Origin of the sequence: Vibrio panuliri, assembly GCF_009938205.1 — a bacterium.
GTDB lineage: Bacteria > Pseudomonadota > Gammaproteobacteria > Enterobacterales > Vibrionaceae > Vibrio > Vibrio panuliri.
Genome location: NZ_AP019655.1, coordinates 1,062,955 through 1,086,849 on the forward strand (window position 1 = coordinate 1,062,955; position 23,895 = coordinate 1,086,849).

General features: G+C 44.3%; 20 protein-coding genes. 8 read left to right on the plus strand and 12 right to left on the minus strand.

Going from position 1 to position 23,895, the window contains the following annotated elements:
• Positions 1 to 4: 4 nt before the first annotated feature.
• The gene (locus tag GZK95_RS19500; protein WP_075715600.1) at positions 5 to 1,822 is read right to left on the minus strand and encodes an extracellular solute-binding protein; all 1,818 of its coding nucleotides are present in this window, start codon (positions 1,820 to 1,822) and stop codon (positions 5 to 7) included.
• Between the two features lie 160 nt (positions 1,823 to 1,982).
• Entirely contained in the window at positions 1,983 to 2,501 is a 519-nt protein-coding gene (locus GZK95_RS19505) for an NUDIX hydrolase (protein WP_075710326.1), read from the minus strand.
• 209 nt (positions 2,502 to 2,710) lie between these two features.
• On the opposite strand from GZK95_RS19505, the gene GZK95_RS19510 reads away from it, so the two are divergent.
• The gene (locus GZK95_RS19510; RefSeq protein WP_075715599.1) at positions 2,711 to 3,703 is read left to right on the plus strand and encodes a 2-hydroxyacid dehydrogenase; all 993 of its coding nucleotides are present in this window, start codon (positions 2,711 to 2,713) and stop codon (positions 3,701 to 3,703) included.
• Between the two features lie 82 nt (positions 3,704 to 3,785).
• Here GZK95_RS19510 and GZK95_RS19515 read toward each other — a convergent pair whose 3' ends face one another.
• Positions 3,786 to 6,146, minus strand: a complete 2,361-nt coding sequence (locus GZK95_RS19515; RefSeq protein WP_075715598.1) for a Lon protease family protein — start codon at positions 6,144 to 6,146, stop codon at positions 3,786 to 3,788.
• Positions 6,147 to 6,436: 290 nt separating this feature from the next.
• On the opposite strand from GZK95_RS19515, the gene GZK95_RS19520 reads away from it, so the two are divergent.
• Together GZK95_RS19520 and GZK95_RS19525 are read left to right on the plus strand one after the other, a co-directional pair.
• Positions 6,437 to 6,931 carry a hypothetical protein gene (locus GZK95_RS19520; protein ID WP_075715597.1) on the plus strand — a complete coding sequence of 165 codons (495 nt, stop codon included), beginning with the start codon at positions 6,437 to 6,439 and terminating at the stop codon, positions 6,929 to 6,931.
• A gap of 12 nt (positions 6,932 to 6,943) precedes the next feature.
• Positions 6,944 to 8,569: an ABC transporter ATP-binding protein gene (locus GZK95_RS19525; RefSeq protein WP_075715596.1), complete on the plus strand. Its 1,626-nt coding sequence runs from the start codon at positions 6,944 to 6,946 to the stop codon at positions 8,567 to 8,569.
• 45 nt (positions 8,570 to 8,614) lie between these two features.
• Here GZK95_RS19525 and GZK95_RS19530 read toward each other — a convergent pair whose 3' ends face one another.
• On the minus strand, positions 8,615 to 9,514 hold the full coding sequence (locus tag GZK95_RS19530; RefSeq protein ID WP_075715595.1) for a LysR family transcriptional regulator: 900 nt from the start codon (positions 9,512 to 9,514) through the stop codon (positions 8,615 to 8,617).
• A 161-nt stretch (positions 9,515 to 9,675) separates the two neighbouring features.
• On the opposite strand from GZK95_RS19530, the gene GZK95_RS19535 reads away from it, so the two are divergent.
• Complete coding sequence (locus GZK95_RS19535) at positions 9,676 to 11,367, plus strand: L-lactate permease (RefSeq protein WP_075715594.1); 1,692 nt, start codon at positions 9,676 to 9,678, stop codon at positions 11,365 to 11,367.
• Between the two features lie 232 nt (positions 11,368 to 11,599).
• Positions 11,600 to 12,220: an esterase/lipase family protein gene (locus tag GZK95_RS19540; protein WP_075710340.1), complete on the plus strand. Its 621-nt coding sequence runs from the start codon at positions 11,600 to 11,602 to the stop codon at positions 12,218 to 12,220.
• A 51-nt stretch (positions 12,221 to 12,271) separates the two neighbouring features.
• Here GZK95_RS19540 and GZK95_RS19545 read toward each other — a convergent pair whose 3' ends face one another.
• Positions 12,272 to 12,913, minus strand: a complete 642-nt coding sequence (locus GZK95_RS19545) for a CatB-related O-acetyltransferase (protein ID WP_075715593.1) — start codon at positions 12,911 to 12,913, stop codon at positions 12,272 to 12,274.
• 255 nt (positions 12,914 to 13,168) lie between these two features.
• Here GZK95_RS19545 and GZK95_RS19550 point away from each other — a divergent pair, with 255 nt between their 5' ends.
• Together GZK95_RS19550 and arsB are read left to right on the plus strand one after the other, a co-directional pair.
• Positions 13,169 to 13,507: an ArsR/SmtB family transcription factor gene (locus GZK95_RS19550; protein WP_075710346.1), complete on the plus strand. Its 339-nt coding sequence runs from the start codon at positions 13,169 to 13,171 to the stop codon at positions 13,505 to 13,507.
• 84 nt (positions 13,508 to 13,591) lie between these two features.
• A complete protein-coding gene (arsB, locus tag GZK95_RS19555) occupies positions 13,592 to 14,659 on the plus strand; it encodes an ACR3 family arsenite efflux transporter (protein WP_075710348.1) in 1,068 nt (355 codons plus the stop codon).
• An 84-nt stretch (positions 14,660 to 14,743) separates the two neighbouring features.
• On the opposite strand, the gene GZK95_RS19560 is transcribed toward arsB, so the two are convergent.
• The 5 genes from GZK95_RS19560 to GZK95_RS19580 all read right to left on the minus strand — a co-directional run bounded on the left by GZK95_RS19560 (position 14,744) and on the right by GZK95_RS19580 (position 21,115).
• Positions 14,744 to 16,780 carry an EAL domain-containing protein gene (locus GZK95_RS19560; RefSeq protein ID WP_075715603.1) on the minus strand — a complete coding sequence of 679 codons (2,037 nt, stop codon included), beginning with the start codon at positions 16,778 to 16,780 and terminating at the stop codon, positions 14,744 to 14,746.
• A 286-nt stretch (positions 16,781 to 17,066) separates the two neighbouring features.
• Complete coding sequence (locus GZK95_RS19565; protein ID WP_075715592.1) at positions 17,067 to 17,915, minus strand: mechanosensitive ion channel family protein; 849 nt, start codon at positions 17,913 to 17,915, stop codon at positions 17,067 to 17,069.
• A 52-nt stretch (positions 17,916 to 17,967) separates the two neighbouring features.
• Entirely contained in the window at positions 17,968 to 18,435 is a 468-nt protein-coding gene (locus GZK95_RS19570) for a DM13 domain-containing protein (RefSeq protein WP_075710352.1), read from the minus strand.
• A 52-nt stretch (positions 18,436 to 18,487) separates the two neighbouring features.
• Positions 18,488 to 19,717, minus strand: coding sequence for a peptidase T (pepT, locus tag GZK95_RS19575; RefSeq protein ID WP_075715591.1), 1,230 nt, complete (start codon positions 19,715 to 19,717; stop codon positions 18,488 to 18,490).
• Positions 19,718 to 19,906: 189 nt separating this feature from the next.
• On the minus strand, positions 19,907 to 21,115 hold the full coding sequence (locus tag GZK95_RS19580; protein WP_075715590.1) for a NupC/NupG family nucleoside CNT transporter: 1,209 nt from the start codon (positions 21,113 to 21,115) through the stop codon (positions 19,907 to 19,909).
• A gap of 523 nt (positions 21,116 to 21,638) precedes the next feature.
• On the opposite strand from GZK95_RS19580, the gene GZK95_RS19585 reads away from it, so the two are divergent.
• Complete coding sequence (locus tag GZK95_RS19585; protein WP_075710358.1) at positions 21,639 to 21,860, plus strand: hypothetical protein; 222 nt, start codon at positions 21,639 to 21,641, stop codon at positions 21,858 to 21,860.
• 57 nt (positions 21,861 to 21,917) lie between these two features.
• On the opposite strand, the gene GZK95_RS19590 is transcribed toward GZK95_RS19585, so the two are convergent.
• Together GZK95_RS19590 and GZK95_RS19595 are read right to left on the minus strand one after the other, a co-directional pair.
• On the minus strand, positions 21,918 to 23,123 hold the full coding sequence (locus GZK95_RS19590) for an MIX and LysM peptidoglycan-binding domain-containing protein (RefSeq protein WP_161987237.1): 1,206 nt from the start codon (positions 23,121 to 23,123) through the stop codon (positions 21,918 to 21,920).
• Between the two features lie 224 nt (positions 23,124 to 23,347).
• A complete protein-coding gene (locus GZK95_RS19595) occupies positions 23,348 to 23,839 on the minus strand; it encodes a DUF523 domain-containing protein (protein WP_075715588.1) in 492 nt (163 codons plus the stop codon).
• Between the last annotated feature and the right edge of the window lie 56 nt (positions 23,840 to 23,895).

The following is a 23,895-nucleotide window of genomic DNA, read 5'->3' on the forward strand; positions in this document are numbered from 1 at the left end:
CTCTTTAACGGCGTTTTTCTGGCAGTAATTTGCTCTTATCTTGTGAGATCCACCAAGTATCAATCCCTAAATCATACTTGGGCATCACATCCGGACGTTCAAACTTATCCCACATCGCGACACGATAGGTACTGATATGCCATTGAGGGATAATGTAGAAATTCCACTGCAACACGCGATCTAACGCTCGCCCTAACGCCAGCAATTTTTCCGGCTCTTGTTGAGCTTGAAGAATTTGCTCAGTGAGGGCATCGACTACTGGCGATTCAACGCCTGCAGTGTTGTAAGAGGAATCAATATATTTGGAGTTCCACGCAATCAACAAGTTAGGACTTGGGTATGGGTTCGCAGAAAATGGCCAAGACACCATATCGAAATCGCGATCACGCAGTCGTTTAATAAACTGGGTCGTATCAATCGAGCGAATCTTCATGTCAATTCCCATCCGCTTTAAGTTCTTCTGCATCGGAATCGCAATCCGCTCTGTCGTCGGGCTGTACAAAAGAAACTCAAACGTCAACGGCTCACCCGTTTGAACATTCGTCATCACTTTGTTTCTTAGCTCCCAGCCCGCTTCTTTAAGTAACTTAAAAGCAATTCGCATTTGGCTGCGAATCCTTCCAGAACCATCGGTCACTGGCGGCTGATATTCTTGAGTAAATACTCGCGCGGGGATCTGATCTTTATAAGCATTTAAAATCTCAAGCTCTTGCTCGGAGGGTAAGCCTGCCGCCTCATAATCGGTATTTTGGAAGAAACTACGCGTACGTGAATACTGCCCATAAAACATATTGGCATTCATCCATTCAAAATCCATTGCGTAATTGAGTGCTTCACGTACTTTGGCATCTTTGAACACCTCTCGCTGAGTGTTAAACACAAAAGCGGCCGTGCTCTCTGGCTTATGATGCGGAATTTCTTGCTTAACGATAAAGCCTTTATCAAAGTTCTGACCTGTGTATGAATTCGCCCAAAACTTCGCCGAGGTTTCTAAACGAAAATCAAACTCACCAGCTTTAAATGCTTCAAGCATTACGGTGTCATCGCGATAATAGTCGTACTGAACCTGCTGGAAGTTGTAACGCCCCACGTTGACGGGCAAATCTTTCGCCCAGTAATCTTCAATCAGTGAGTAGGTGACACTTTGCCCCGACTTAAAGTCAGAAATTTTATAGGCTGAGCTTCCGACCGGAGGCTGGGATAATGGCTCAGAGAAGTTTTTATCTTGCCAGAAGTGTTTGGGTAAAACTCGGGTCGACTGGGCGAAACTGAACAGCTTTTCGCGATTTGGTTTTGCCATTTCGATACGTACAACTAAATCGCTCTTGGCAGTTACTGACTTGATATCTTCATAGTACACACGGTACTGAGGCACCCCTTCCGACATAAATTTATCAAAGGTAAATGCGACATCATGGGCAGTAATCGGCACTCCATCATGAAAACGTGCGTTAGGATTAATATCAATTTCTAGCCAAGTATAGTCATCAGAATAGCGAACTTTTTCTGCGATCAATGGGTAATACGCGTCGATTTCATCGCTTGGGCTAAACATCAGCGTATCGTACAACTCTCCGGTACCACGCGCTGCCACGCCTCGGGAAGCAAAACGATTAAAATTATCGTATGTCCCTACCACGCCGTAAGTGATTTTACCGAACTTCGGAGCTTGAGGATTAACGTAATCAAAATGGGTGAAATTATCAGGATATTTTGCGGTGCCGAAACCGACGAGAGAGGTGCTTTCAATTACAGCGGCAAAGGCTGTTGAACTAACAAGCGTCAGTACGCTTCCTATTACTAGGCGTTGAAACTTCCCCATGGCTACTCCCTTAGCGTTTTATAATTCAATTACTTGAGTAAGTATATACTGAAATTTCTATTCCAACCTAAATCATACTTACCTATTTTGTTACTCTTTGTAGCCTATCCAAGGTCATAGAGAGTCTATCAACACTCCACTATGACCAAGCAGCTTTGCATTACAGCATTTCTTTGGCGACAAGTTGAAGCAGAAACGTCTCGCGCTCAATGCTCATTCCTTTCTTCGGGCTCTCTGCCATCGTCTTTTCATTGTGCGCAATTGCTTCATGAATATTTAACCAGACCGGCTTCATACCATTCTTTATTTCATAATCTTCGTAAGCCGTTTGACCTAACTGACGGTCAATCTTGCAGGTGTAGCAATACGATGTCATATGCATCACATCCGCATCGTCCTTGTACCAAGGACGAAACTCTTCAAAAATCCCGAACGGTTTGATGCTATGGATATTTTGCGCACCCGTCTCTTCTTGAAGTTCACGCACCAAACCGGCGATCACATCTTCACCTTCATCGATACCGCCACCAGGGATGGTGTAATCATGGTAACGTTCTGTGTAAAGTAGAAGAATATCTTCCCCATCAACGACTATCGCACGGGCTGCTTTACGTTGAAATACTGTTTTATCGTCTAAATGCTCTATATCAGGATGAATCGTTGTTTTTAGATGTCGCATTGCACTACTACAAGAAATAATTCAGATGCAGGATGCTAACATAGCAAGGTTTATAACTAAAACGTGATTTTCGCACACACAAATTTCATGGTTTATTTCACTAGCGAAACGCGCTATTAATGATTGGTATATGCCCAGACGGCTTGGAATATCATGCCCTCTAATAACTCGAGCCTTGGCCCTGAATCTAATTGGATATGAGGTAATTTATGCTCAATGTAGCCATGTTTAGTAGTAAGTCCTATGACGAAAAGTCATTTAGCGATATCAATCGTGAGTTTGGCTTTAATCTCCATTTCCATGATTTTCGCCTTAAGCAAAAAACTGCACGTATGGCACAAGGTTGTGAAGTCGTATGCGCCTTCGTCAATGATGACTTATCCGCGCCAGTGCTTAAAGAACTGGCAGAAAATGGCGTTAAGCTCATTGCGATGCGTTGTGCCGGTTATGACCGGGTTGACCTTGCCGCAGCGAAGCAACTGGGACTTCAAGTTGTGCGAGTACCTGCTTATTCACCAGAAGCCGTCGCTGAACATACTGTGGGTATGATGATGTGTTTAAACCGCCGTTTTCATAAAGCTTATCAACGTACCCGAGATGCTAACTTTTCCCTTGAAGGTTTGGTCGGTTTTAACTTTCACGGCAAAACCGTTGGGGTTTTCGGTAGTGGTAAAATTGGCCTTGCGACCATGCGAATTCTAAATGGGCTTGGTATGAATATTTTGTGTTTCGACCCATATGAAAATCCCCAAGCGATTGAGTTAGGTGTCACTTACTGCGATAAGGACACGTTACTGAAATCAAGTGATATCATCACGCTACACTGCCCGATGACACCAGAGAACTATCACCTGCTGAATCAAGAAGCGTTCGATAAAATGAAAGATGGTGTGATGATCATTAATACATCTCGAGGTGAACTGCTCGATTCTGCAGCGGCAATCGAAGCCTTGAAGCAAGGGCGAATCGGCTCATTGGGCCTAGACGTCTACGACAATGAAAAAGATCTCTTCTTCCAAGACAAATCTAATGACATCGTCGTTGATGACGTATTCCGTCGGTTGTCAGCCTGTCACAACGTACTGTTCACTGGACACCAAGCATTTTTAACCAGTGATGCATTGGCGAATATTGCCCAAACAACGTTAAGCAATATCAAAGCATTTAGTCAGAACCAAGTGAGTGGTAATGAAGTGATTTAAGCCAGCGTAATTTAGCAATCACTGCGCTTACTTAAACGAGAAGTACCAAAGAAAAAGGCTCTGAAATCAGAGCCTTTCTTAATTATTTACGCAGAGCATTTAACTTGGCTTGGGCTATTCCGTAAATTGTATCGATCGGATAACTACCTTCATCGCTTGGTGTTCCGGCCGGTTTGCCAGTAAAGATCTCTATCGCTTCAGTCACATGGTCGATCGCCCATATATTAAATTCACCACGCTCAACCGCTTTGACAATATCAGGTCGTAACATCAAGTTATGCATGTTTGAACGTGGGATGATCACCCCTTGTTGGTTAGAGCGACCTTTGATGCCACACACATCAAAAAAGCCTTCTATTTTTTCGTTCACGCCCCCAATAGGTTGCGATTCACCAAACTGGTTCATCGAACCGGTAATCGCGATATCTTGTCGATTGGGCTGCTTAGAAAATGCCGAGACCACCGCACAGAACTCCGCCATACTGGCGCTATCTCCATCCACACCACCATACGACTGCTCAAAGGTAATTGTGGTGGTTAATGGTACTTTGGCGGTTTTGCCAAATACCGAAGACAGGTACGCTGTCAGTATCATAACGCCTTTTGAGTGAATGCTGCCGCCCAAATCAACACTGCGTTCAATGTCAATGACATCACCGTCACCGTAACAGGTTGTGGCGGTAATACGGTTTGGTGCGCCAAACATATACTCACTGGTACTCAGCACCGATAGCGCATTGACTTGCCCAATCGCGCTTCCTTGGGTGTGAATCAAGGTTGTACCATTGATAAAGCCTTCCATCACTGCGTCTTTCAAACGGCTAACACGAAGCTCTTGATTCGACAATGCCTCTTCAACATGGCTAGAGCGAATCATATTTGCGTTGGCTTGCTTCGCAACGTAGTTGGACTCACGCAGTAAATTCGCAATGTTGGCAGAGTGGAGTGAGAGCTTGTTCTGATCACCAGCCAGACGCGAACTGTGCTCAACAATACGGGCGATCGCCTTTCGGTCACAATGGAGCATATTGTTGTCATGCACCACACTAGAAATAAACCGTGCATAGTGCATTTCCGAGTCCGGTGTGCGCTTCATTTCATCTTCAAAGTCCGCGGTTACACGGAATAACTCGCTAAACTCTGGATCATAGTGTTGAAGTAACTGGTATGTACGATAGTCACCAAACAAGATGATCTTAACATCCAATGGAATCGGCTCAGGGTCGAGTGATACTGCGCCTGTCAGGGTTAACTCTTTTTCTAATGAGGTGAAGCTCAACTGCCGAGAGCGCAGAGCGCGCTTTAATCCATCCCAGACGTATGGTTGCTCAAGCACTTTTTGTGCATCCATTAGCAACACACCGCCATTGGCTTTATGTAAACTACCTGCGCGAATCAGTGAGAAGTCGGTAAACACCGTACCTTTATAAGTAGCCGTTTCAATGTAGCCAAACAAGCTATGATAGTTGGGGTTTTCTTCAACAATCACTGGGAATTCGCAGCCGTTACGATTGACCAAAATGTTGACCTTGTATCGACGCGGTAGTTTTTTATCTAAAGAAGCCGCAGCAATTTCTGCTTGTTCATTGCCTTGCTCTAAGAAAATATCGGCATTCTCGACAATATCTTTCTTCAATTCAGACAGATAATGCTTAATCTCTGGATATTGAGAGTAATCCTCTTTTAGCTGTTTGATAAAGTGAGCAATCACATCTAAGGTGACGTCATCATTGAGTTTCTTTATCTTCTCACTAAACGTCTCTTCCCACTCCGTGAGCTCCCTAACCATGGTGCGAAGTTTCACTTCTAGATCATCGATCGTCGAACTAAAGCGCTCTTGCTCTTTTACTGAGAGCTGGTCAAAACTCTCTTCTGTATGCAACTCTTCTCCATCCATTGCAACGAATTGATAGTCACCTTGAGTGGTGATCGTCAAGCTGATCTGCTTCTCTTTGGCTTCTTTACTGATCGACTCCAGTTCGATTGCTTGCTTTTGAGCCAGTTGCGCTTTGAGCTTCTCTGCGCGAGTAATATACAACTCATTATCAAACGCCAGCGGCATCGCAACGACTAGCTTGGCGATCATTTTTTCAATGTCATGCTTGAATGTTTTACCCACACCGCAAGGCAGTTTTAGTACTTTTGGGGTGCGGTTATTTGAGAAATCGGAGACATAACACCAATCATAAAGCTCTGACACATCACTCTTATGGCGGTTTAAGTAACGCAAGATCATGGTGCGTTTGCCTAAACCATTTTGCCCAATTGCGTAGATGTTGTAGCCCTTCTCTTTGATTGACATGGCAAACTCAACCGCCTTCTGCGCGCGTTCTTGTCCAACAATTTCATCAATTGGCGGTAAATCTTTGGTTGATTTGCTAGGAAGCTGATCCAGCTCTGTAGCGTGGTACAGTTGACTTGCTAATAGCTTTTCAATCGCCATCTATATTCCCTTAATGCTGCGCCTGAACGATATCCAAATAATGTCTACGTATGAACGACTCAACGATGATAAACATCAATAATAAAACCACGAGACGTTACTTAGATATAACAAGTCTAGTTTAATTTTATTTACGTTTTAGTGACTTAGGCTGTAATCGGGTTCAACAGCTCAAATAATAACCGCAATGCGCATTAATGATAATTATTTGCAATTGATATGCGTTTGCATTTAAATACTGTCAGTTCACTTTAAATGTATCATTTGTTGTTATCGAGGAAATCTCAGAGATGGATCTAAAGCAATGCTGGAACCACTACTTAAAAGCAGAGCAGTTATTGGAGCAAGGGCACTGGCCAGAAGCGCAATACCTCTATGATCTGGTACTTTCAAACATGCCGACCCATATTCAAGAGTCAGCGAATAATTCGGCGACTAAACCCTGTCAGTTTGTTTGCTTAGTCACCGGTTATCGTGACGCGGCGGTTTCTCAATCACAGATCCTCAACAAAATGGGCCAATACCAAGCGGCATTTGATTGCTTGAATCACGCCCATGCTCTGCTGCAGTTCCTTTCGATTGAACAAAATGACTTGGTTCGCGCAACCGAACACCTAATCACCAAAGCCAGTGACGATTTGCTCAGACACATTGGTGCATTTTGCTCGTCACAGCGCAATGCGAGCTGGATGTTCGAGTTTGAGCTATTGCAGAAAGCTCAACACTACTTCGACACCCTCAAATGTTCGCAACAAACACTTACTCGAACTCATGTGATGAATTGATAAGGAAGTACAATGTCACAATCTCCCCTTCTTACTGTTTCGCAACTCTCGGTCAGCTTTACCACCAATGACGGTATAGTCGATGCTGTACAAGATGTTAATTTTGAACTTTATAAAGGCGAAACATTAGCCATTGTTGGTGAGTCTGGCAGCGGGAAGTCCGTGTCCACCAACGCTGTGATGCGTTTGCTCCCTGCCAATGCCATTGTCGACCCTAACGCTAAAATCAACTTTGAAGGCCATGAGTTAACTCAGCTTGATGAGAAACGAATGCGTAAAATTCGTGGCAATCGAATTGGCATGATCTTTCAAGAGCCAATGACTTCTCTCAACCCCTATATGCGTGTGGGTGAACAAGTTGCAGAAGCGATAAAATGTCACCATAAGATCACCGCGTATCGCGCAAAACTCCGAGTGCTCGAGCTGTTTGAACTGGTTCACTTACCAGACCCAAACACCGCATACAAAAAATATCCTCACGAATTTTCCGGCGGTCAGTTGCAGAGAATTATGATTGCCATGGCGTTAATCAATGAACCTGAAATATTGATTGCTGACGAACCCACCACTGCACTTGATGTCACTGTCCAAGCTGAGGTACTGAATCTGATCAAGGAGATTCAAGCCAAAATGGGAATGGCTATTTTGTTTATTACCCATGACCTTGGGGTCGTCAAACACCTTGCAGATCGAGTGATTGTGATGTGCAAAGGCGAAGTGGTTGAAAGTGGTGACTGCCAACAAATTTTCGCCGCTCCCAAACACAGCTATACCCAGATGCTGATTAACTCCATACCTAAAGGCAGTAAACAAGCGGTTGATGCAAACGCTGATCAACTGCTAGCAGTGGAAGATATTCGGGTTAAGTTTTTGGTTAAACCACATTTTATCGCGAGTAAAAGCGTCTACTTTGAAGCAGTGAAAGGGATCTCACTGCAGCTTAAACAAGGTGAAACCTTGGGTATTGTGGGTGAGTCTGGTTCAGGAAAATCGACTCTTGGTCGCGCCATCATCGGCTTGCTACCAAGCGAAGGCTCGATTACTTATCGCGGACAGAACTTTAGAAATCTCAGCAGCAAACAACGTCACGCGCTAAAAAAAGACATTCAAATGGTGTTTCAAGACCCTTACGGCTCACTTTCACCACGTATGACCGTTGGCGAGATCATTACCGAAGGTCTCACCGTGCATCAACCGCAAATGAGCAAATCAGAACGACTCATGCGAGCGAAGAAAGCCTTGGAAGAAGTCCGCTTAGATCCGAGTGCAATCAATCGCTATCCCCATGAGTTTTCTGGTGGGCAAAGACAACGGATTGCGATTGCGCGCGCCTTAATCTTAGAGCCCTCTTTTATTCTACTTGATGAACCGACTTCGGCACTTGACCGATCAGTACAACTGACCGTGATTGATCTACTTAAAGAGATACAGCTCAAACACAATATTGGCTTCTTGTTTATCAGCCATGATCTGAGTGTGGTGAAAGCCTTATCTGATCGAGTACTTGTAATGCAGAAAGGTGAAGTTATGGAGCAAGGCAGTGCTGAGGAGATATTTAACCATCCTCAACACGAGTACACCAAAAAGCTTATCAGCGCATCGTTTGATATTGAAGAAAACGAAAACTTAGTCGCTTAAGCTTAAAGCCCAGCACAAAACCAAAACTTATTTATAACCTGCCCACTAGAAATAGTGGGCTATTTGTAGGTAGCGCTCTTTAATATGCTCAATTAACAGCTTAACCTTTTTAGGAGGCTGACGCGTAAAGGGATAAACAGCATATATTCCTAACCTCTTACCCACCTGCTCGGGGAAAAGATCCACCAGCTCTCCGCCATTTAAATCATGATACACCAGACAGCGTGGTACATAAGCGATACCATGCCCTCCTAACGCGGCTTTACGCAATGCCGTCGCGTTATCAGTGGAGAAGTTTCCTGAGACTCGCAAAATCGTGTTGCGCTTTGCACCTTTAAACTCCCATTCACTCGCACCTGTCGTTTGATAAGCATATTGCAGGCAATTGTGGTTAAGCAGATCGTTAGGGGTCTGTGGTCGTCCAAACTTACTGATATACGCAGGAGAAGCACACACAACCCATTGCGAGTCCAGCATATGGCGCGCAATAAGGCTTGAGTCTTCTAGATAGCCGGTGCGGATAACCAAATCATAGCCACCATCAACTAAATCAACAAAGCGATTGTCGAGCGACATGTCAACCGTCAAACCGAGGTGAATATTGCAAAACTCCGCCACAGCGTCAGCTAGCAACAAATCGCCGGAGATCGTTGGCACTGACATTTTGATATGACCGCTGACTTTCTCACCAAAGCCGGATACCGAGTCAGCCGCTTCTTGCGTGGCTTGCTTCACATTTTTAGCACCTTGTAACAACGCTCGCCCAGCTTCAGTCAAGGTTAACTTGCGCGTGGTCCGATATAGCAATTGAACACCAGCTTGCTCTTCAAGCCGTGCAATTCTCTTGCTAACTACCGAATTTGTAAGGTTATTTTGTTCTGCAGCTTTGCTAAAGCTCCCCAATTCAAACACCTGAGAAAACAAAATCAAATCATCAGCACGCATCTATTACACCATTTTTGGAACTAATTATTTTCATTATCTCCCTATATCAACAAAAAATAAAGCGTAATATTCACACTCGATTAACAGTCAAATCACAATAAATCTAACTACAAAATTAATCGTCAGCATTTAATCATTCGGCCCGAGAAAGGAAGTACCTCATGAATGAAACCCTACTTGCCCTAGTCGCATTTTCACCAATCGTGGTGGCTGCGATACTACTGGTTGGTCTTAATTGGCCAGCAAAACGTGCGATGCCTATCGCCTTTGGATTAACCGTCATTATCGCTTTGGTGTTCTGGGATATGTCACCGACCCGCGTGTTTGCATCTATCTTTCAAGGCTTAGGTATTACTGTCTCCGTCCTCTGGATTGTGTTTGGCGCCATCTTCTTACTTAACACTCTCAAACACACCGGAGCGATCACCACCATCCGTAATGGCTTCACAGACATCTCAGAAGACCGTCGCGTACAAGCAATCATTATTGCTTGGTGCTTTGGTTCATTTATTGAGGGCGCTTCTGGTTTTGGCACGCCGGCCGCGATTGCCGCACCTCTACTTGTTGCCATTGGTTTTCCAGCTCTAGCTGCGGTATTGATGGGGATGATGATCCAATCAACACCGGTATCATTTGGTGCAGTAGGCACTCCTATCATTGTGGGTGTCAACAAAGGTCTCGACACGCACGGGATTGGCAACGTCCTGATTGAGAATGGTTCGTCATGGTCTGTTTATCTACAGCAGATCACATCTAGCGTCGCCATTATCCACGCTATTGTTGGCACACTGATCCCTGTGCTGATGGCGATGATGCTTACGCGCTTCTTTGGTAAGAACAAGAGCTGGCGCGAAGGACTCGATATCCTGCCGTTTGCTTTGTTTGCAGGCGTCGCGTTCACCGTGCCATATGCACTAACTGGCGTGTTCCTTGGTGCAGAGTTCCCATCTTTGATCGGTGGTCTTTGTGGCTTAGCGATTGTCGTCTCTGCCGCCAAAAAAGGATTTTTGGTACCAAAAACCAAATGGGACTTTGAATCGGAAGATAAATGGCCAGCTGAATGGTTGGGGTCGCTAAAAATTGACCTCAAAGATGATCAATCGAAACCAATGAGCCTGGTACTTGCATGGTTACCATACGTATTGCTGGCTGTCGTACTCGTGGCAAGCCGTGTTAGTACTGAGTTTAAGGCTATGCTAACCAGCGTGAGCATTTCGTTTGGTAATATCCTCGGTGAAACTGGGGTGAGTACCGCGATTCAACCTCTTTACCTACCGGGTGGTATCTTGGTGTTCGTTGCATTAGTCGCAGTTTTACTGCAAGCCAAAAGTATCAAACCGCTCGGTGCGGCATTTACAGAATCGAGTAAAACCCTGATCGGTGCAGGTTTTGTGTTGCTGTTTACTATCCCAATGGTACGTATCTTTATCAACTCTGGTGTTAACGGTGCCGACTTGGCGAGTATGCCCGTCACTACTGCTAACTTTGCTGCTGGTATTGTGGGAACCGCATTCCCAGCACTCAGTGCAACCGTTGGGGCACTCGGCGCGTTTATCGCAGGATCAAACACGGTTTCCAACATGATGTTCAGCCAATTCCAGTTTGAAGTGGCGCAGACCTTGACCATATCAAGTGTTGTCGTCGTTGCTCTACAAGCGGTAGGCGCTGCGGCAGGTAATATGATTGCTATTCACAATGTGGTCGCGGCTTCGGCAACCGTTGGCTTATTGGGACGCGAAGGTGCAACACTGCGTAAAACCGTCATCCCGACATTCTACTACCTAGTCATGACGGGAATTATCGGCCTTATCCTGATTTATGGCTTCCAATTTACCGATGTCTTGATGAAATAATCTTCTTGGGGTTGGCTCTTATAACACAACCCCACTCCCCCAAATTTGGCACTGGTGCTCACACTGTCCGACAAGACGACAACCAACCCCTATATGGTTGTTCCCTCACGAGCATCAGCGCCAAATACTCACTCTGTTGAACTTAACCACGCCTCCCTTCAACTGTGGTTGATTCCTCTTCCTCTGTCGTTGTACTCTTTATTTGTAACGTACTGATGTATTTGAGGTAGCGATGAAAATCATTATTTTGCACGGTCTATATATGCATGGTTTAGTAATGCAGCCACTAAGCCATAAGCTGCGCAAATTCGGTTATGACACACAAGTGATTACCTACAACACCGTTGCTATCGATAAATCTCGAGTATTTAAAAAGATCGATCAAGTTCTAAGCGCGGAGCAGCCAAACATCTTAGTTGGCCACAGCCTTGGAGGGTTGATTATTAAAGCCTATCTAGCTGAAAGAAAACCAAGTACCGAGACCATCAGTCATGTCATCGCCATTGGTAGTCCAATTAAAGGGGCTTCAATTGTTGCCCGTATGCAGCAACTTGGTATTGATAGGATGCTGGGTAACTCACCACAGCACGGACTCAATCTTCATGATGATCAGTGGCAATTCCCACAGAAGTTAGGTTGTATTGCGGGCACCCTCCCCGTTGGTGCGCGCGCATTACTCATGATGGATAGTCGCATCCTCTCAGATGGTACGGTCACGGTTGATGAAACGAAGATTGATGGCATGGCCGATCATATCTGCACGCCCAGTTCCCATACCAGTCTGATTTATAACTCCTTTGTTCCAAAACAAATTGACTATTTTATCCAACACAATTGCTTTGAAGCCGCTTAACGTGGATGACTAACTGCCGTCAGCTAACGGCAGCTAGTTACTATATCGCGGCTATGACTTTAAACCTTGCTCATAGGCGGCGATAGCTTCTCTTAGCGCCGTTATGTCTGAAGTGCATAAGTGACGTTTTAAGCTCTCAAACTTCTCTTCCGGCCATTGATAAATCTTCAATGCTAGTAACTGTTCGATAGTTACTGAGTCAAAGCGGTATCGCACAACTTTCGCTGGTGAGCCAGCAACGATACTATAGGGTTCAACATCCTTGGTAACGACACTGTTCGCCGCAATCACAGCCCCTTCGTCTATTGAAACACCCGGCATGATCATCGCACGCATACCGACCCACGCACCGTCACCAATATAGGTATCCCCTTTGCCTTGATACGCTTCTTCGATGTAATCCATAAACGGATACAAGCAAAACCAATCGACTCGATGGGTATGATTACCGCCCATTAAGATAACCGCCTCGGCGCCAATGCAAACGTAGTCGCCTATATAGAGCTTATCGATTTCCCAGCGCGGTTCCCACTGGCGACTAACTTCATCACCATGCAGATACCTAACGACTGATTGTTCAAAACCGTTGTCCCAACAATCGCTGTAATAACTGTGCGAACCTTTGATAATGATATTCGGATTGCTGACCACTTCATGCAGCAACTGAAATTTTGACCAATGCTTTTTTGGCATTTTGGACCTCTTACTATTGTAGAAAATCAAACTGTAAACCTAATCGTTATCGATGGTTCGTCAGTGGATTCGAGGCTGTTTTAACAAAGGGATAGATCGCATAGTAGTCTCCAATTTATCTTCACGATCATAACACAACCCTAGTAAATAAAGAGGAAACGCTTGAGCAACAAGGAACGATTGAAAATAGAGCTTGATCCATAACTCTCTCACCTCTATCATATCGTTATTCGACGATTAACTATCTCTTGATTTATGACCCAATGTAGTACGCTAAACTCAACGGTTTTAGAGGCAACACCAGCAGAACTCGAACTGGAGCAACAATTTGCCGCTCAGGCAAAAGCGTTGGCACACCCAGCCAGAGTGCGTATTCTCAAAACATTGCTCGTGTTGGAAAGTATGGGTGGCTGTTTAAATGGCGATCTGGTTTCTCAATTGGGTTTAGCCCAATCAACGGTGTCTGAGCATCTGCGCATTTTAAAAGCGGCTGGATTCATTACCGCGGAGCCTAATCCACCAAAAACTTGTTATCGCATTGCGCCTCAAGCAGCCAAGCAATTTATTAGCATGTTTGAACAGATCACAGGTTAGTCTATCGATAGTTCAGGGGAGAGAACTCCCCTCAAAATTTTTTGCTTAATTATATCGTCATTCGACGATTAACGAAGAGAAACTATGAATACTACAACTCAGCCAATTAAAAGACCCAAGATGGGCTTTCTTGATCGCTATTTAACGCTGTGGATTTTTATTGCGATGGCGGTCGGAGTCGCGCTTGGCGCCCTTTTCCCAGAAATTGCTCAATGGAATGAAGCGATGTCAGTGGGTTCAACCAACGTTCCATTAGCAATCGGCTTAATTTTGATGATGTATCCACCATTAGCCAAAGTTGACTACAGCCTATTAGGTAAAGTTAAGCAGGATAAACAAGCCATAAAACTATCGCTGTTTATGAACTGGATTGTAGGTCCGATTTTAATGTTCGTTCTCGCACTCACCTTTTTGGGCGACCACCCTGGTTATATGGTGGGTATTATTCTGATTGGCCTTGCTCGTTGTATTGCTATGGTTCTCGTGTGGAACGATATCGGCGGCGGAAACAAAGAGTATGGTGCTGCTCTTGTCGCAATCAACAGTGCATTTCAAATCGTTACCTATAGCTTTATGGCATGGCTGTTTATCACGGTATTACCGCCATTGTTCGGTTACCAAGGATTTGCGGTTGATATTTCTATGCTCGATATTGCCGAAAGCGTACTTATTTACTTAGGAATTCCATTTCTAGCAGGTTTTCTAAGCCGAAAATTATTGGTAAAAGCAAAAGGTGAGACTTGGTATAACGAGCAATTTATTCCGGCGATTTCACCAATTACATTAGTCGCATTGCTTGCCACTATCGTTCTTATGTTTAGTCTTAAGGGTGAAATGATCCTAGAGCTGCCAATGGATGTGGTCCGAGTAGCAATACCACTGACTATCTACTTTGTCGTCATGTTCTTTACGAGCTTTTATGTTGGTAAGTACATGGGTATCGAGTATGACAAAAATGCGTCGATAGCATTTACCGCGACGGGTAATAACTTTGAACTTGCGATTGCCGTCTCTATCGCGGTATTCGGCTTGAACTCGGATCAAGCATTTGCAGGAGTAATCGGGCCACTGATTGAAGTTCCGGTGCTGATTGCGCTGGTTAACGTCGCGTTGAGACTCAAACAGCGTTATCCAAAATGGGTTAATGCGTAAGCTCGCCCTGAGTTGTACAAATTAGCAATATAGCGTTCAAACGAAGCAAGAGGGCAAACTGCCCTCTTTCTTTTTACGTTAGATCTATGATTGGCAGAACATTGCTGCGCTCTGCACTTCATGGAAAGGCATTGGCTTATAAAAGTAAAAGCCTTGGATAAGATTGATGCCCTGCTGCTGCATGAAATCGACTTCTTCTTGCGTCTCCACGCCTTCAACAACAATTTCTGCCCCTGTTGTTCTGACCAATTGACTGGTTAGGCTAAACATTTCTTTGCCATTTTTCTGCTTAAGATTAAGCACAAGTGAGCGGTCTATTTTCACCTTATCAAACTCGTACTTACTCAGATAACCAATCGATGAGTAACCCGCACCGAAATCATCTAAGGCAATCCGAATGCCTCTATGTCGTAGTTCTTGCAGCACCGCCCAAGTGCGCTTTTCATCTTGGATCAATAAGTCTTCGGTAATTTCAAACTCAACCTGGTTAAACGACAAGTTACTCTTTTGAATCAAATTCACCACGATACTGGCAAAATTATCGATCAAAAATGTATCTGGTGAAATATTAATCGACACTTTGAAATCGGGATTAATCGCCAATGGTGCCACTTCATCCAGTGCTTGCTTGACAACCCAAAGATCCAGCTCTGAGGTCAATCCTAGCTTGGCAAAAGAAGGCAAAAACCACGGTGGCGTAATTTTCCCATCATAACCTTTATGTCGAATTAACACCTCCAACGAGTTCACACACTCTTTGCTCATATCGTATTGCGGTTGATAAAACAGAACAAACTCGCCAGTTTTCTGCAACTTGCTAATTTGGCGCTGCGCCGCCAAGTTTGCACTCATTTGTGGCAATACACCCATAACCGAACGACTATTGCCCAGATCTCGATAGTTAAACAAGTTGTCAGATAGCCCTTTGGTGAAAATCGCATTTGACCCTGCCACTTTATCCATTTGTTTAAAGAACGGCAGATAGATAACGATACCCATCAAGATAATTACCAATTGCAAAACTGATGCTGCAAGATCATGGCCTGTAGCTAGATAGCCACTGAAAAACGCTGGCGTCATCCAACTGATAAATGTCGAAACAGGCGCGACCCATCCTAACGAAGTGGCAATATAGGCCACAGTCAAACTGGCAAGTGGTGTGATCAAAAATGGGATCACCAAAACTGGGTTAAAGATGATTGGTAAACCAAACAGTATCGGCTCATTAATGTTAAAAATACTAAGAATCAACGTCGCGATAGCCAGTGTTCGGTAGCCTTTATTTTGGGTAAAAAACAGCATGCAAAGCACTAAGCTCAGTGTATTGCCTGCCCCCCCAATTCCCGCATACACGTCATAGAAGTTGCTGGTGAGAATCGGCAGTTGTGTACCAAAGTTGTGGTACAAATCAAAACTTTGTACCGTGAACTCATACAGCTCACTTTTGAGCGGCGAAAAGATAATGTGCCCATTAACGCCAATCGCCCAGAATAGGTTTCGAGCCAGTTCGTATAGCAGAGCGTCACTCAGCGAGTACTCATCTAAGCTTGGCACTAAACGAGCAAAGTCAGCGAATGATTGAATCCAACCTTTAAATAGAAAGCCAGCTCCCGCATAAAGAACCACCATAAAGATACACGCACCCACTAAGTTTATCGTCTGATCAACGACGTTGGGTAACTCACTCTCCATAAACAGCTTTTTGCGCTCTAGCACTTGTGTTGTCTTGCTGACTAACAAAGGGATGATGATCGCAAGCGGATAGTTAGTTGGGATAATCGTACCTGGGTGCAACATCCCCCACTCGTGACCAAGAATCACGTAAATAAGCAGGGATGGTGTAATAACGTTGGTTCGCGAAGTCTTGTGCAGTGTCGCCAAAAACTGCGAGTAATAGACCACCAGCAGAATTGGAAAGAGTTTCCAAATCAGCGTGCTGGAGAACAGGATTTTGTTTGCGAGATATGACTGACCAATAACCGATAGCCCATTACCCAGCAGCATACAAAATGCTGAGATAAGGCTGATTGGTAACAGCATTAGGAACACATTACACAAGCCATTGATGTAATGGTTCTCAGATGTACGTTCAATAAAACGATACAGTGTTTTAACGTTCATTTCGGGCTCTTTCTGATTATTTGCGTTATGCAAGCCATGCAAATAGAAATGCCGCTTCATTCTTTCCTTGTTATGTCGCCCTCGATTAAGGGTGGTTGATCTATCAACAGCGCCAAACTGACTAATTATTGGTTATCCACTTATTTCATAGAACATCGTGTGATATATAAGCAAGCAGGCGCAAAGTACTCCCAATGGAATCAAACTTCCATTGGGATTTTTAATCTTCACGATTAATTAGCAGTGATTATAAATAGTGCGATACACATCAATTAAATCTCTGTTTTTACTCATCTATTTTGCGAGGGAAACGTAGCTCATAGAGTTGCATAAAATCTTCACGGATGAGTTGCTCGATATGGTTTGCTTGATCTGTTGGGCAGAAAATCATCACGTGAATATTTTGCTCCCCCGTTGGAGTGCTATTGATATGAATATGTGGCTCTGAGCCGGGTAGATCGACACCAGCATGGCGCTCAATGATCGAGTTATAACGACGGGCAACTTCGATAAAACCGAGGCAGTGTTCATCAATTTTCAAGGTCAACTCAGGCAACATTGGATACAAGTTGACAAAATCTCTCACCACAATGGAAAAGTCGTGATAGACAAAGCGCTTCATAAAATTGAGGTTCTTAACTGGATAGGTAAAGAACATACTGTTAGGCAGCGTCGCTGTCTTACCGGTGAAATGATATTGACCATGATACAGGTCTATTTCTTGGATCACCGTTGCCATCATATTGTGCTCTATCACTTCGCCGCACAGTTTGCCAACTTCTATCCAGTCGCCAATACGAAATGAACGCGAACTGGCACGTTGAATAGAACCGGTGAAACAGAGAATGATCTCTTTACTCGCGACCACCACTGCGACTGCAATCGCGGTGAGAGACAAGGCAAACTCATTGATCTCTGACTGCCAAAGAATAAACAGCAGAATAACCATAATGGTAAAGGAACCATTCTTGGTGCGAGACATCCAATTGCGCTGCTCCTCAGAGACAAACGCTACATCCCCGCGAATTTTCGACAGCGTAAAGCGCCGTATTAAAGAGATAAGGGCTATGATCAGAACGGAAAAGACTAATTTATGCGTGAGAAGAAAATCGATTACTACTTTTACTTTCTCCACGTGTTACTCCTGTATACGGTTTAATTTGTGCATTCACTCATTCAATGCTTATTTAGTTATAACGTGCTGAGGTAATAAACTCCCCAAAACTCTCGCACCATACTATCACCGTGTTGTACTCAGAAACATTAACCTCTGGCGGTAAATTCAAACTAAAACGGTCAAACGTTTTCACATCACCGATCTGAATCATGGTGTCTTTGTATTGGTTAAATGCCGCTTCTGTTTCGATAAATAACGGAGAAAGATACAGTTTGTAGTCGGGACCGGGCGCGAGTTCGCCCATAAAAACAATTTGCGTATCGCTAATTGACACCGTCCCCTCCCCCCAATGTAGAAAGTCACTGTCTTGTCTGTCACGCTCAAACGTCGCGTTAAACAGTGCATGCGCAGAGATATCTTGAATCTCTTCGACCGCTGGGGATGTAGGCTGTGTCAAAATGGGTAATGCGTAAATACCTAACGCAAAACCCATTACGGCAAATATAAGATGAGAACCTAGTAACAATAAGATTCGCATAAGAAGCTCCTAGATTTGAGGCACTTACCTAAATCGTAGAGCAATAAACAGACTAACGGTATTCTAATGCTGTTTTTTCTGACAACTTCACAATAACGTTAACAGCATGGTTCATTCCTTCGACAGTAATGAACTCATGAATACCATGGAAGTTATAGCCACCAGTAAAGATGTTTGGACATGGTAGCCCCATAAATGACAACCTCGCACCATCAGTACCACCACGGATAGGCTTGATCATCGGCTCCACATCACACTCAATCATCGCTTGCTTCGCCAATTCAATAATATGTGGATGCGGCTCTACCATCTCCTTCATATTGAAGTAGCTGTCGGTCATTTTCAGTTCAACACGTCCGCGCTCAAGTTCTGAATTTAACTGATCAGTAATGCTTTGCATACACGCTTTGCGCTGAGCTAATCCGTCACGGTCAAAATCACGAATGATATAACCAAGCTCACTGCGAGCTACCGACATTTCCGCAGACTTAAGATGATAGAAGCCTTGGTAGCCTTCAGTGCACTCAGGGGTTTCATCTGCTGGCATCATCGTTTGGAAACGCGCAGCGATGTTCATAGAGTTAACCATCTTATCTTTGGCGGTACCTGGGTGTACGTTTGTGCCGTAGAAAATGACGTCAGCATTAGAGGCGTTAAAGTTTTCGTATTCCAACTCCCCAACCGGACCACCGTCTATCGTGTAAGCCCACTGTGCGCCAAACTTTTCGACGTTAAACAGATTAGCACCACGTCCAATCTCTTCATCCGGCGTGAAGCCGATGCAAATATCACCGTGAGGAATCTCTGGGTTAGCAAGTAAGGTCGCCATGGCAGTCATAATCTCAGCAATGCCGGCTTTGTTATCTGCGCCCAGTAACGTCGTGCCGTCAGTGGTGATGATATTGTGTCCGTGTAACTGGTTAAGATCCGGATATTGCACCGGAGACAGCACCTCATCGCCAAGGCCTAGGGCAATATCGCCACCCTGATAATTCTCAATCAGTTGCGGCTTAACGTTCGCGCCAGACGCATCAGGTGCGGTATCCATATGCGCAATAAAACCAATGGCTGGGACTGAGTAATCTACGTTGCTTGGCAAACGAGCCATTAAATAGCCGTTGTCATCCAGAGTCACATCACTCAAACCGAGTTCTGTCAGCTCTTTTTGCAACTGATAAGCGAAAGTAAACTGCCCTTTACTACTTGGGCAAAGCGCATTTGCGGGGTTAGATTGCGTATCAAACGTTACGTAACGAAGGAAACGATTAACCAAATTATCCATAATCAAAACATCTCAAGGTCACTTGGGTAGAATACAGTCAATATTATTGCGACAATTCCTCAATGCAATGATTTAAACAATAGTTTTCTAATTTAATCAGTTGGTTTTGTTGATTTTTGACCTTAATGTGATATATACAAAAAAAGCGCCATATAAAATGGCGCTTTAATAATGCAATCTTTTTAGCTTTTACAACAAAATGAAAATACCCGCTAAACAAGCACTCATTAGGTTCGCTAGCGTACCAGCTGCAACCGCTTTTAAACCTAAGTTTGCCACTTCAGAACGACGCTCAGGCGCGATAACACCAATAGAACCAAGCTGAATCGCAATCGAACCGATATTCGCAAAGCCACATAGCGCAAACGTCACAATCACTTGGGAGTGTTCAGAAAGCAGTTGCTTGTGCTCAACAAAATCAATAAAGGCAACAAACTCATTCATCACCACTTTTTGACCGATGTATGAACCTGCCATCAAGACTTCGTTAGATGGAATACCAACCACCCACGCTAACGGCGCAAATAAGTAACCAAACACACCTTGTAAGGTAATACCACTAAAGCCGACCAGTTCACCGATATTTTCCAGACCAGTGTTAACCATCGCAATGACAGATACAAACGCGATCAGCATTGTACCAACCGCGACAGCCACTTTCATGCCATTCATCGCACCGCTCGCCAAAGCATCAATAACGTTCGAGTCTTGAGCTTTATCCATTTCGATGTCTGTTTGATCAACTGGCGTGTCACGTTCAGGAACAATGATCTTTGCCATCATCAAGCTGCCTGGCGCCGCCATAAAACTCGCTGCAATTAGGTATTTCAGCTCTACACCCAGACCAGCATAGCCACCTAGCACACTACCTGCTACCGATGCCATACCACCAGCCATAACCGCAAATAGTTCTGAACGTGTCATACGAGACAGGAAAGGGCGAACAAGCAATGGTGATTCACCTTGAGATAGGAAGATATTGCCCGTTGCAACCAGTGACTCTGCTTTGCTTGTGCCTAAGAACTTTTGAATACCGCCACCGATAAACTCGATAACGCGTTGCATGATACCTAAATAGTAAAGCGCTGAAATGACCGCACTGAAAAAGATAATAATAGGAAGGACGCGGACAGCGAAAATGAAACCCGTATTGGCAAGGTCGCCAAACAAGAACTTGATGCCTTCATCGGCAAAAGAAAGAAGACTTGCAACACCACCGCTCATACTGGCTAGCGCAACTTGTCCCCAAGGGAAATAAAGAACTAAGGCGGCGAAGCCAACCTGCAATAGCATCGCTCGCGATACTGTTTTCCAATTGATTGCCTTACGGCTTTCCGACAACAGTACTGCGCATCCAATAAGGACGATGACACCGATTAAACCAAAAATCACATTCACTAAAGATCACCTTTACAAGCATTGAATTAACAGCTGGTCCTGTCCTTGGGGTCATTCACTCGTCCATGTGACGGCTTGTATTGGTAGGGTTTTTGCCCATAACCGGGCGGCAAGTATAGCGATTAGATTGCGAGATTCATCACATATTTTTACGCAATCGTTCAAGCGAACACATTTTAATCACGCAATCGTTTGTTGGTTTTGTCGCCATTTGTGCAAATTATTGAATAAGGATCACGTTCCGCGAAATTAACACCAAAAAACGGCAAGAAAAGTTCGCTGGCAATAGACTTTGTTTCTACGCTTAAACAAGTAAAAACTTTCCTCGCACTAACAACATACGTCAGTTTGGCACCAAATAAGTACAACAACCTTCTTCCCCCCGCTTAATCGCGGGGTCTTTTTTTATCAAAAATATGTTTCTCGTCACCTGATGGTCAAACATCATGCTAGACGCACACATGTAGTGGTGATAAATTAATCAGCACAAATTAAGGGGAACTTAAACAATAATGGTGAGCTTATGCGACTCGACAATGCCATTTACCAACCTCATATTCAGCACAACTTAAAAGCGGCCACTAAGTTTATTGATCAGAGCTTAAAAACTCAGGGCAATCACTTAAACGCATCTCTTAATCAACACAACCAAATTCAGATTCGCAACGAAGATGGCGTGGTAGTGAAAACCTTTCAAGGCGAAAATGTCGTCCGTAAGATGCACCATATAGACGAGTACGTTTAAGCCGATTCAAATTATCGAGGCATGGCTAATTTCACGCCATCCCCAAGCACCTTTCTCTCACCGATACTTGGTATGGAAATCGTCAATATCGAGTGGGGATGCATGGGAAAGGTTGACCACCGTAAGTTCACTATTCAACACACCACGGCTGGTGATCGGTTTAATGGATGTCCCTTGGAAAGTACCACCACAAGCATAAAAGGCATGGCTGGCTTGGTTGTATTTGCTAGGCTTTTGCAACGGCGCTTCACACAAAACAGCGCCAACGGTCTGGTTCGGCGTTGGCAACTGAACCGTCAACCTATCTCCGACTTTTAGCCCCATTGGGTTCGAGTGATAACGAGGATTCAAATCTAATAACTGCTTGGCAGACAAACCATATTGCTGAGCAATTTCAGGCCAAGATTCGCGTTGATGCGTATTTATATCAGCAATAACCGTATGAACCTTCGATGATTTTTTCTCAACTACTTGTTGAACAACTTGCCGATTGGCTAACTTGGACTCGGTTTGCTTTGACGCATTCAGTAACTCTTTAACCTCGAGTAAAACGCCATGTTTTGCTAACCACTCATCATTTAGTGAGTCGAGTTCTTTGCGAGTAATCTGCTGTTTTAGATAGACTAAGTGTTGCCCTTTCGCCTCAACGCCACCAATTTTCCAGTACACTAGAATCGCGCTCTGATGGCGATTGCAGCCTTGCTCATCATTGAGTTGCTCATGAGTGGAACGCGTAGCATAGAAAAGCCATTTTCCATCGCCAAGTAGTTTGTACTCTTGAATCAAGCGCCCATTGAAAAAATGATAATAATACCCTTCCGTAGGCAGACCAAGCCGCTCACCAAGCTGGACTGATGGCGTTACGGGTATAAATGCTTCATTCACAATGCCCGCACCAATCGGATGTAACTTCACACTCTGCGGCAAGCTAATTCCCATGACTCTCATTGCAACTTTTGCGACTATCTTTTTCGGCTCATCTACGGCACTAAAAACCGTGTATTGAGTGCCATTTGCCGAACGCTGCACCTGCCAGTCACCAATCAAAGCCTCTTGCTCGGTTTTGGCTAACTCGAAATGACAGCCGACACTTTGCCTAAATGACTCATCAGAGCAGGCAATTTCATAAGTGTATTCAAATCGGAGATCTGGGCGAGACTTCACCGGTATGGGTTTAACCGGATTACTGTTGTCTAATGAGGCTCTTGCTTTCGCCAACTTCTGCTTCGTCAATCCAACTCGCTTGACTACCGTATACACCACAAACTCACTCCCTGAGAAATCATCACGGCGCATTTTACCCAAGCCGCTATCAAGAAGACACAGGTTAGTGCAATAAATGGCATAGGTATTACTTATTGGACAGATTTCAGTTGGATAGCCAAGGAACTCGTTTGAAAACTCAGCTTAGATACGAGTAGTAAGGCATTAAGGAGACGTGAAGTCATTACCAATTATTGAAACTCCCCTTACTGCAATACCTCGTTTTAGCTTAAGGACATGTCTAACATACTTCGTAGTTGGTCTACGGTATGCTGACTAAACACCTTGATGCCCTTACTCTCTAATAATGCAGTTGTCACCCCTGCCCCTTTAACCTTGGTTCCACTAAATGTTCCATCATAAATATTGGAACTACCACATGAGGGACTGCCCTCAGCGAAGACCGCATACTTGATTTGCTGTCGCTGACAGAGATCTAACGCATTCTTCGCGCCGACAACAAATTGTGTCGTCACATTCACGCCATCATTTCCTAAAACTTTCGAGGATCCTCTAAGTACGTCTTCCCCTTTTCCTGCGATAATTTCAGCAGGAGCTCTCGGAGTAGGTAGACCTGCCGAAACTTCGGGACAAAAAACCACCAAATCAAATGTTGACTGAAGCCAGTTCAAATCAAACTCAGGAATCGACAAGCAACTCGCGTTGTACCGCACTTTATTTCCAACCAAGCACGAACTCACCAAAACTTTTTCCACACCACACTCCTTTATATGCGAAAACACCCAGCACAAAACTAAAAAAGGTCACAACC

Excerpts from the sequence above, each read along its gene's own strand:
- GZK95_RS19530 (WP_075715595.1), bottom strand. The coding sequence starts at position 9,514 with ATGCGTGCTGATGATTTGATTTTGTTTTCTCAGGTGTTTGAATTGGGG.
- GZK95_RS19570 (WP_075710352.1), bottom strand. The coding sequence starts at position 18,435 with ATGCGAATCTTATTGTTACTAGGTTCTCATCTTATATTTGCCGTAATG.
- GZK95_RS19560 (WP_075715603.1), bottom strand. The coding sequence starts at position 16,780 with ATGAACGTTAAAACACTGTATCGTTTTATTGAACGTACATCTGAGAAC.
- GZK95_RS19505 (WP_075710326.1), bottom strand. The coding sequence starts at position 2,501 with ATGCGACATCTAAAAACAACGATTCATCCTGATATAGAGCATTTAGAC.
- GZK95_RS19515 (WP_075715598.1), bottom strand. The coding sequence starts at position 6,146 with ATGGCGATTGAAAAGCTATTAGCAAGTCAACTGTACCACGCTACAGAG.
- GZK95_RS19535 (WP_075715594.1), top strand. The coding sequence starts at position 9,676 with ATGAATGAAACCCTACTTGCCCTAGTCGCATTTTCACCAATCGTGGTG.
- GZK95_RS19520 (WP_075715597.1), top strand. The coding sequence starts at position 6,437 with ATGGATCTAAAGCAATGCTGGAACCACTACTTAAAAGCAGAGCAGTTA.
- pepT (WP_075715591.1), bottom strand. The coding sequence starts at position 19,717 with ATGGATAATTTGGTTAATCGTTTCCTTCGTTACGTAACGTTTGATACG.
- GZK95_RS19550 (WP_075710346.1), top strand. The coding sequence starts at position 13,169 with ATGACCCAATGTAGTACGCTAAACTCAACGGTTTTAGAGGCAACACCA.
- GZK95_RS19525 (WP_075715596.1), top strand. The coding sequence starts at position 6,944 with ATGTCACAATCTCCCCTTCTTACTGTTTCGCAACTCTCGGTCAGCTTT.
- arsB (WP_075710348.1), top strand. The coding sequence starts at position 13,592 with ATGAATACTACAACTCAGCCAATTAAAAGACCCAAGATGGGCTTTCTT.
- GZK95_RS19500 (WP_075715600.1), bottom strand. The coding sequence starts at position 1,822 with ATGGGGAAGTTTCAACGCCTAGTAATAGGAAGCGTACTGACGCTTGTT.
- GZK95_RS19585 (WP_075710358.1), top strand. The coding sequence starts at position 21,639 with ATGCGACTCGACAATGCCATTTACCAACCTCATATTCAGCACAACTTA.
- GZK95_RS19510 (WP_075715599.1), top strand. The coding sequence starts at position 2,711 with ATGCTCAATGTAGCCATGTTTAGTAGTAAGTCCTATGACGAAAAGTCA.
- GZK95_RS19540 (WP_075710340.1), top strand. The coding sequence starts at position 11,600 with ATGAAAATCATTATTTTGCACGGTCTATATATGCATGGTTTAGTAATG.
- GZK95_RS19545 (WP_075715593.1), bottom strand. The coding sequence starts at position 12,913 with ATGCCAAAAAAGCATTGGTCAAAATTTCAGTTGCTGCATGAAGTGGTC.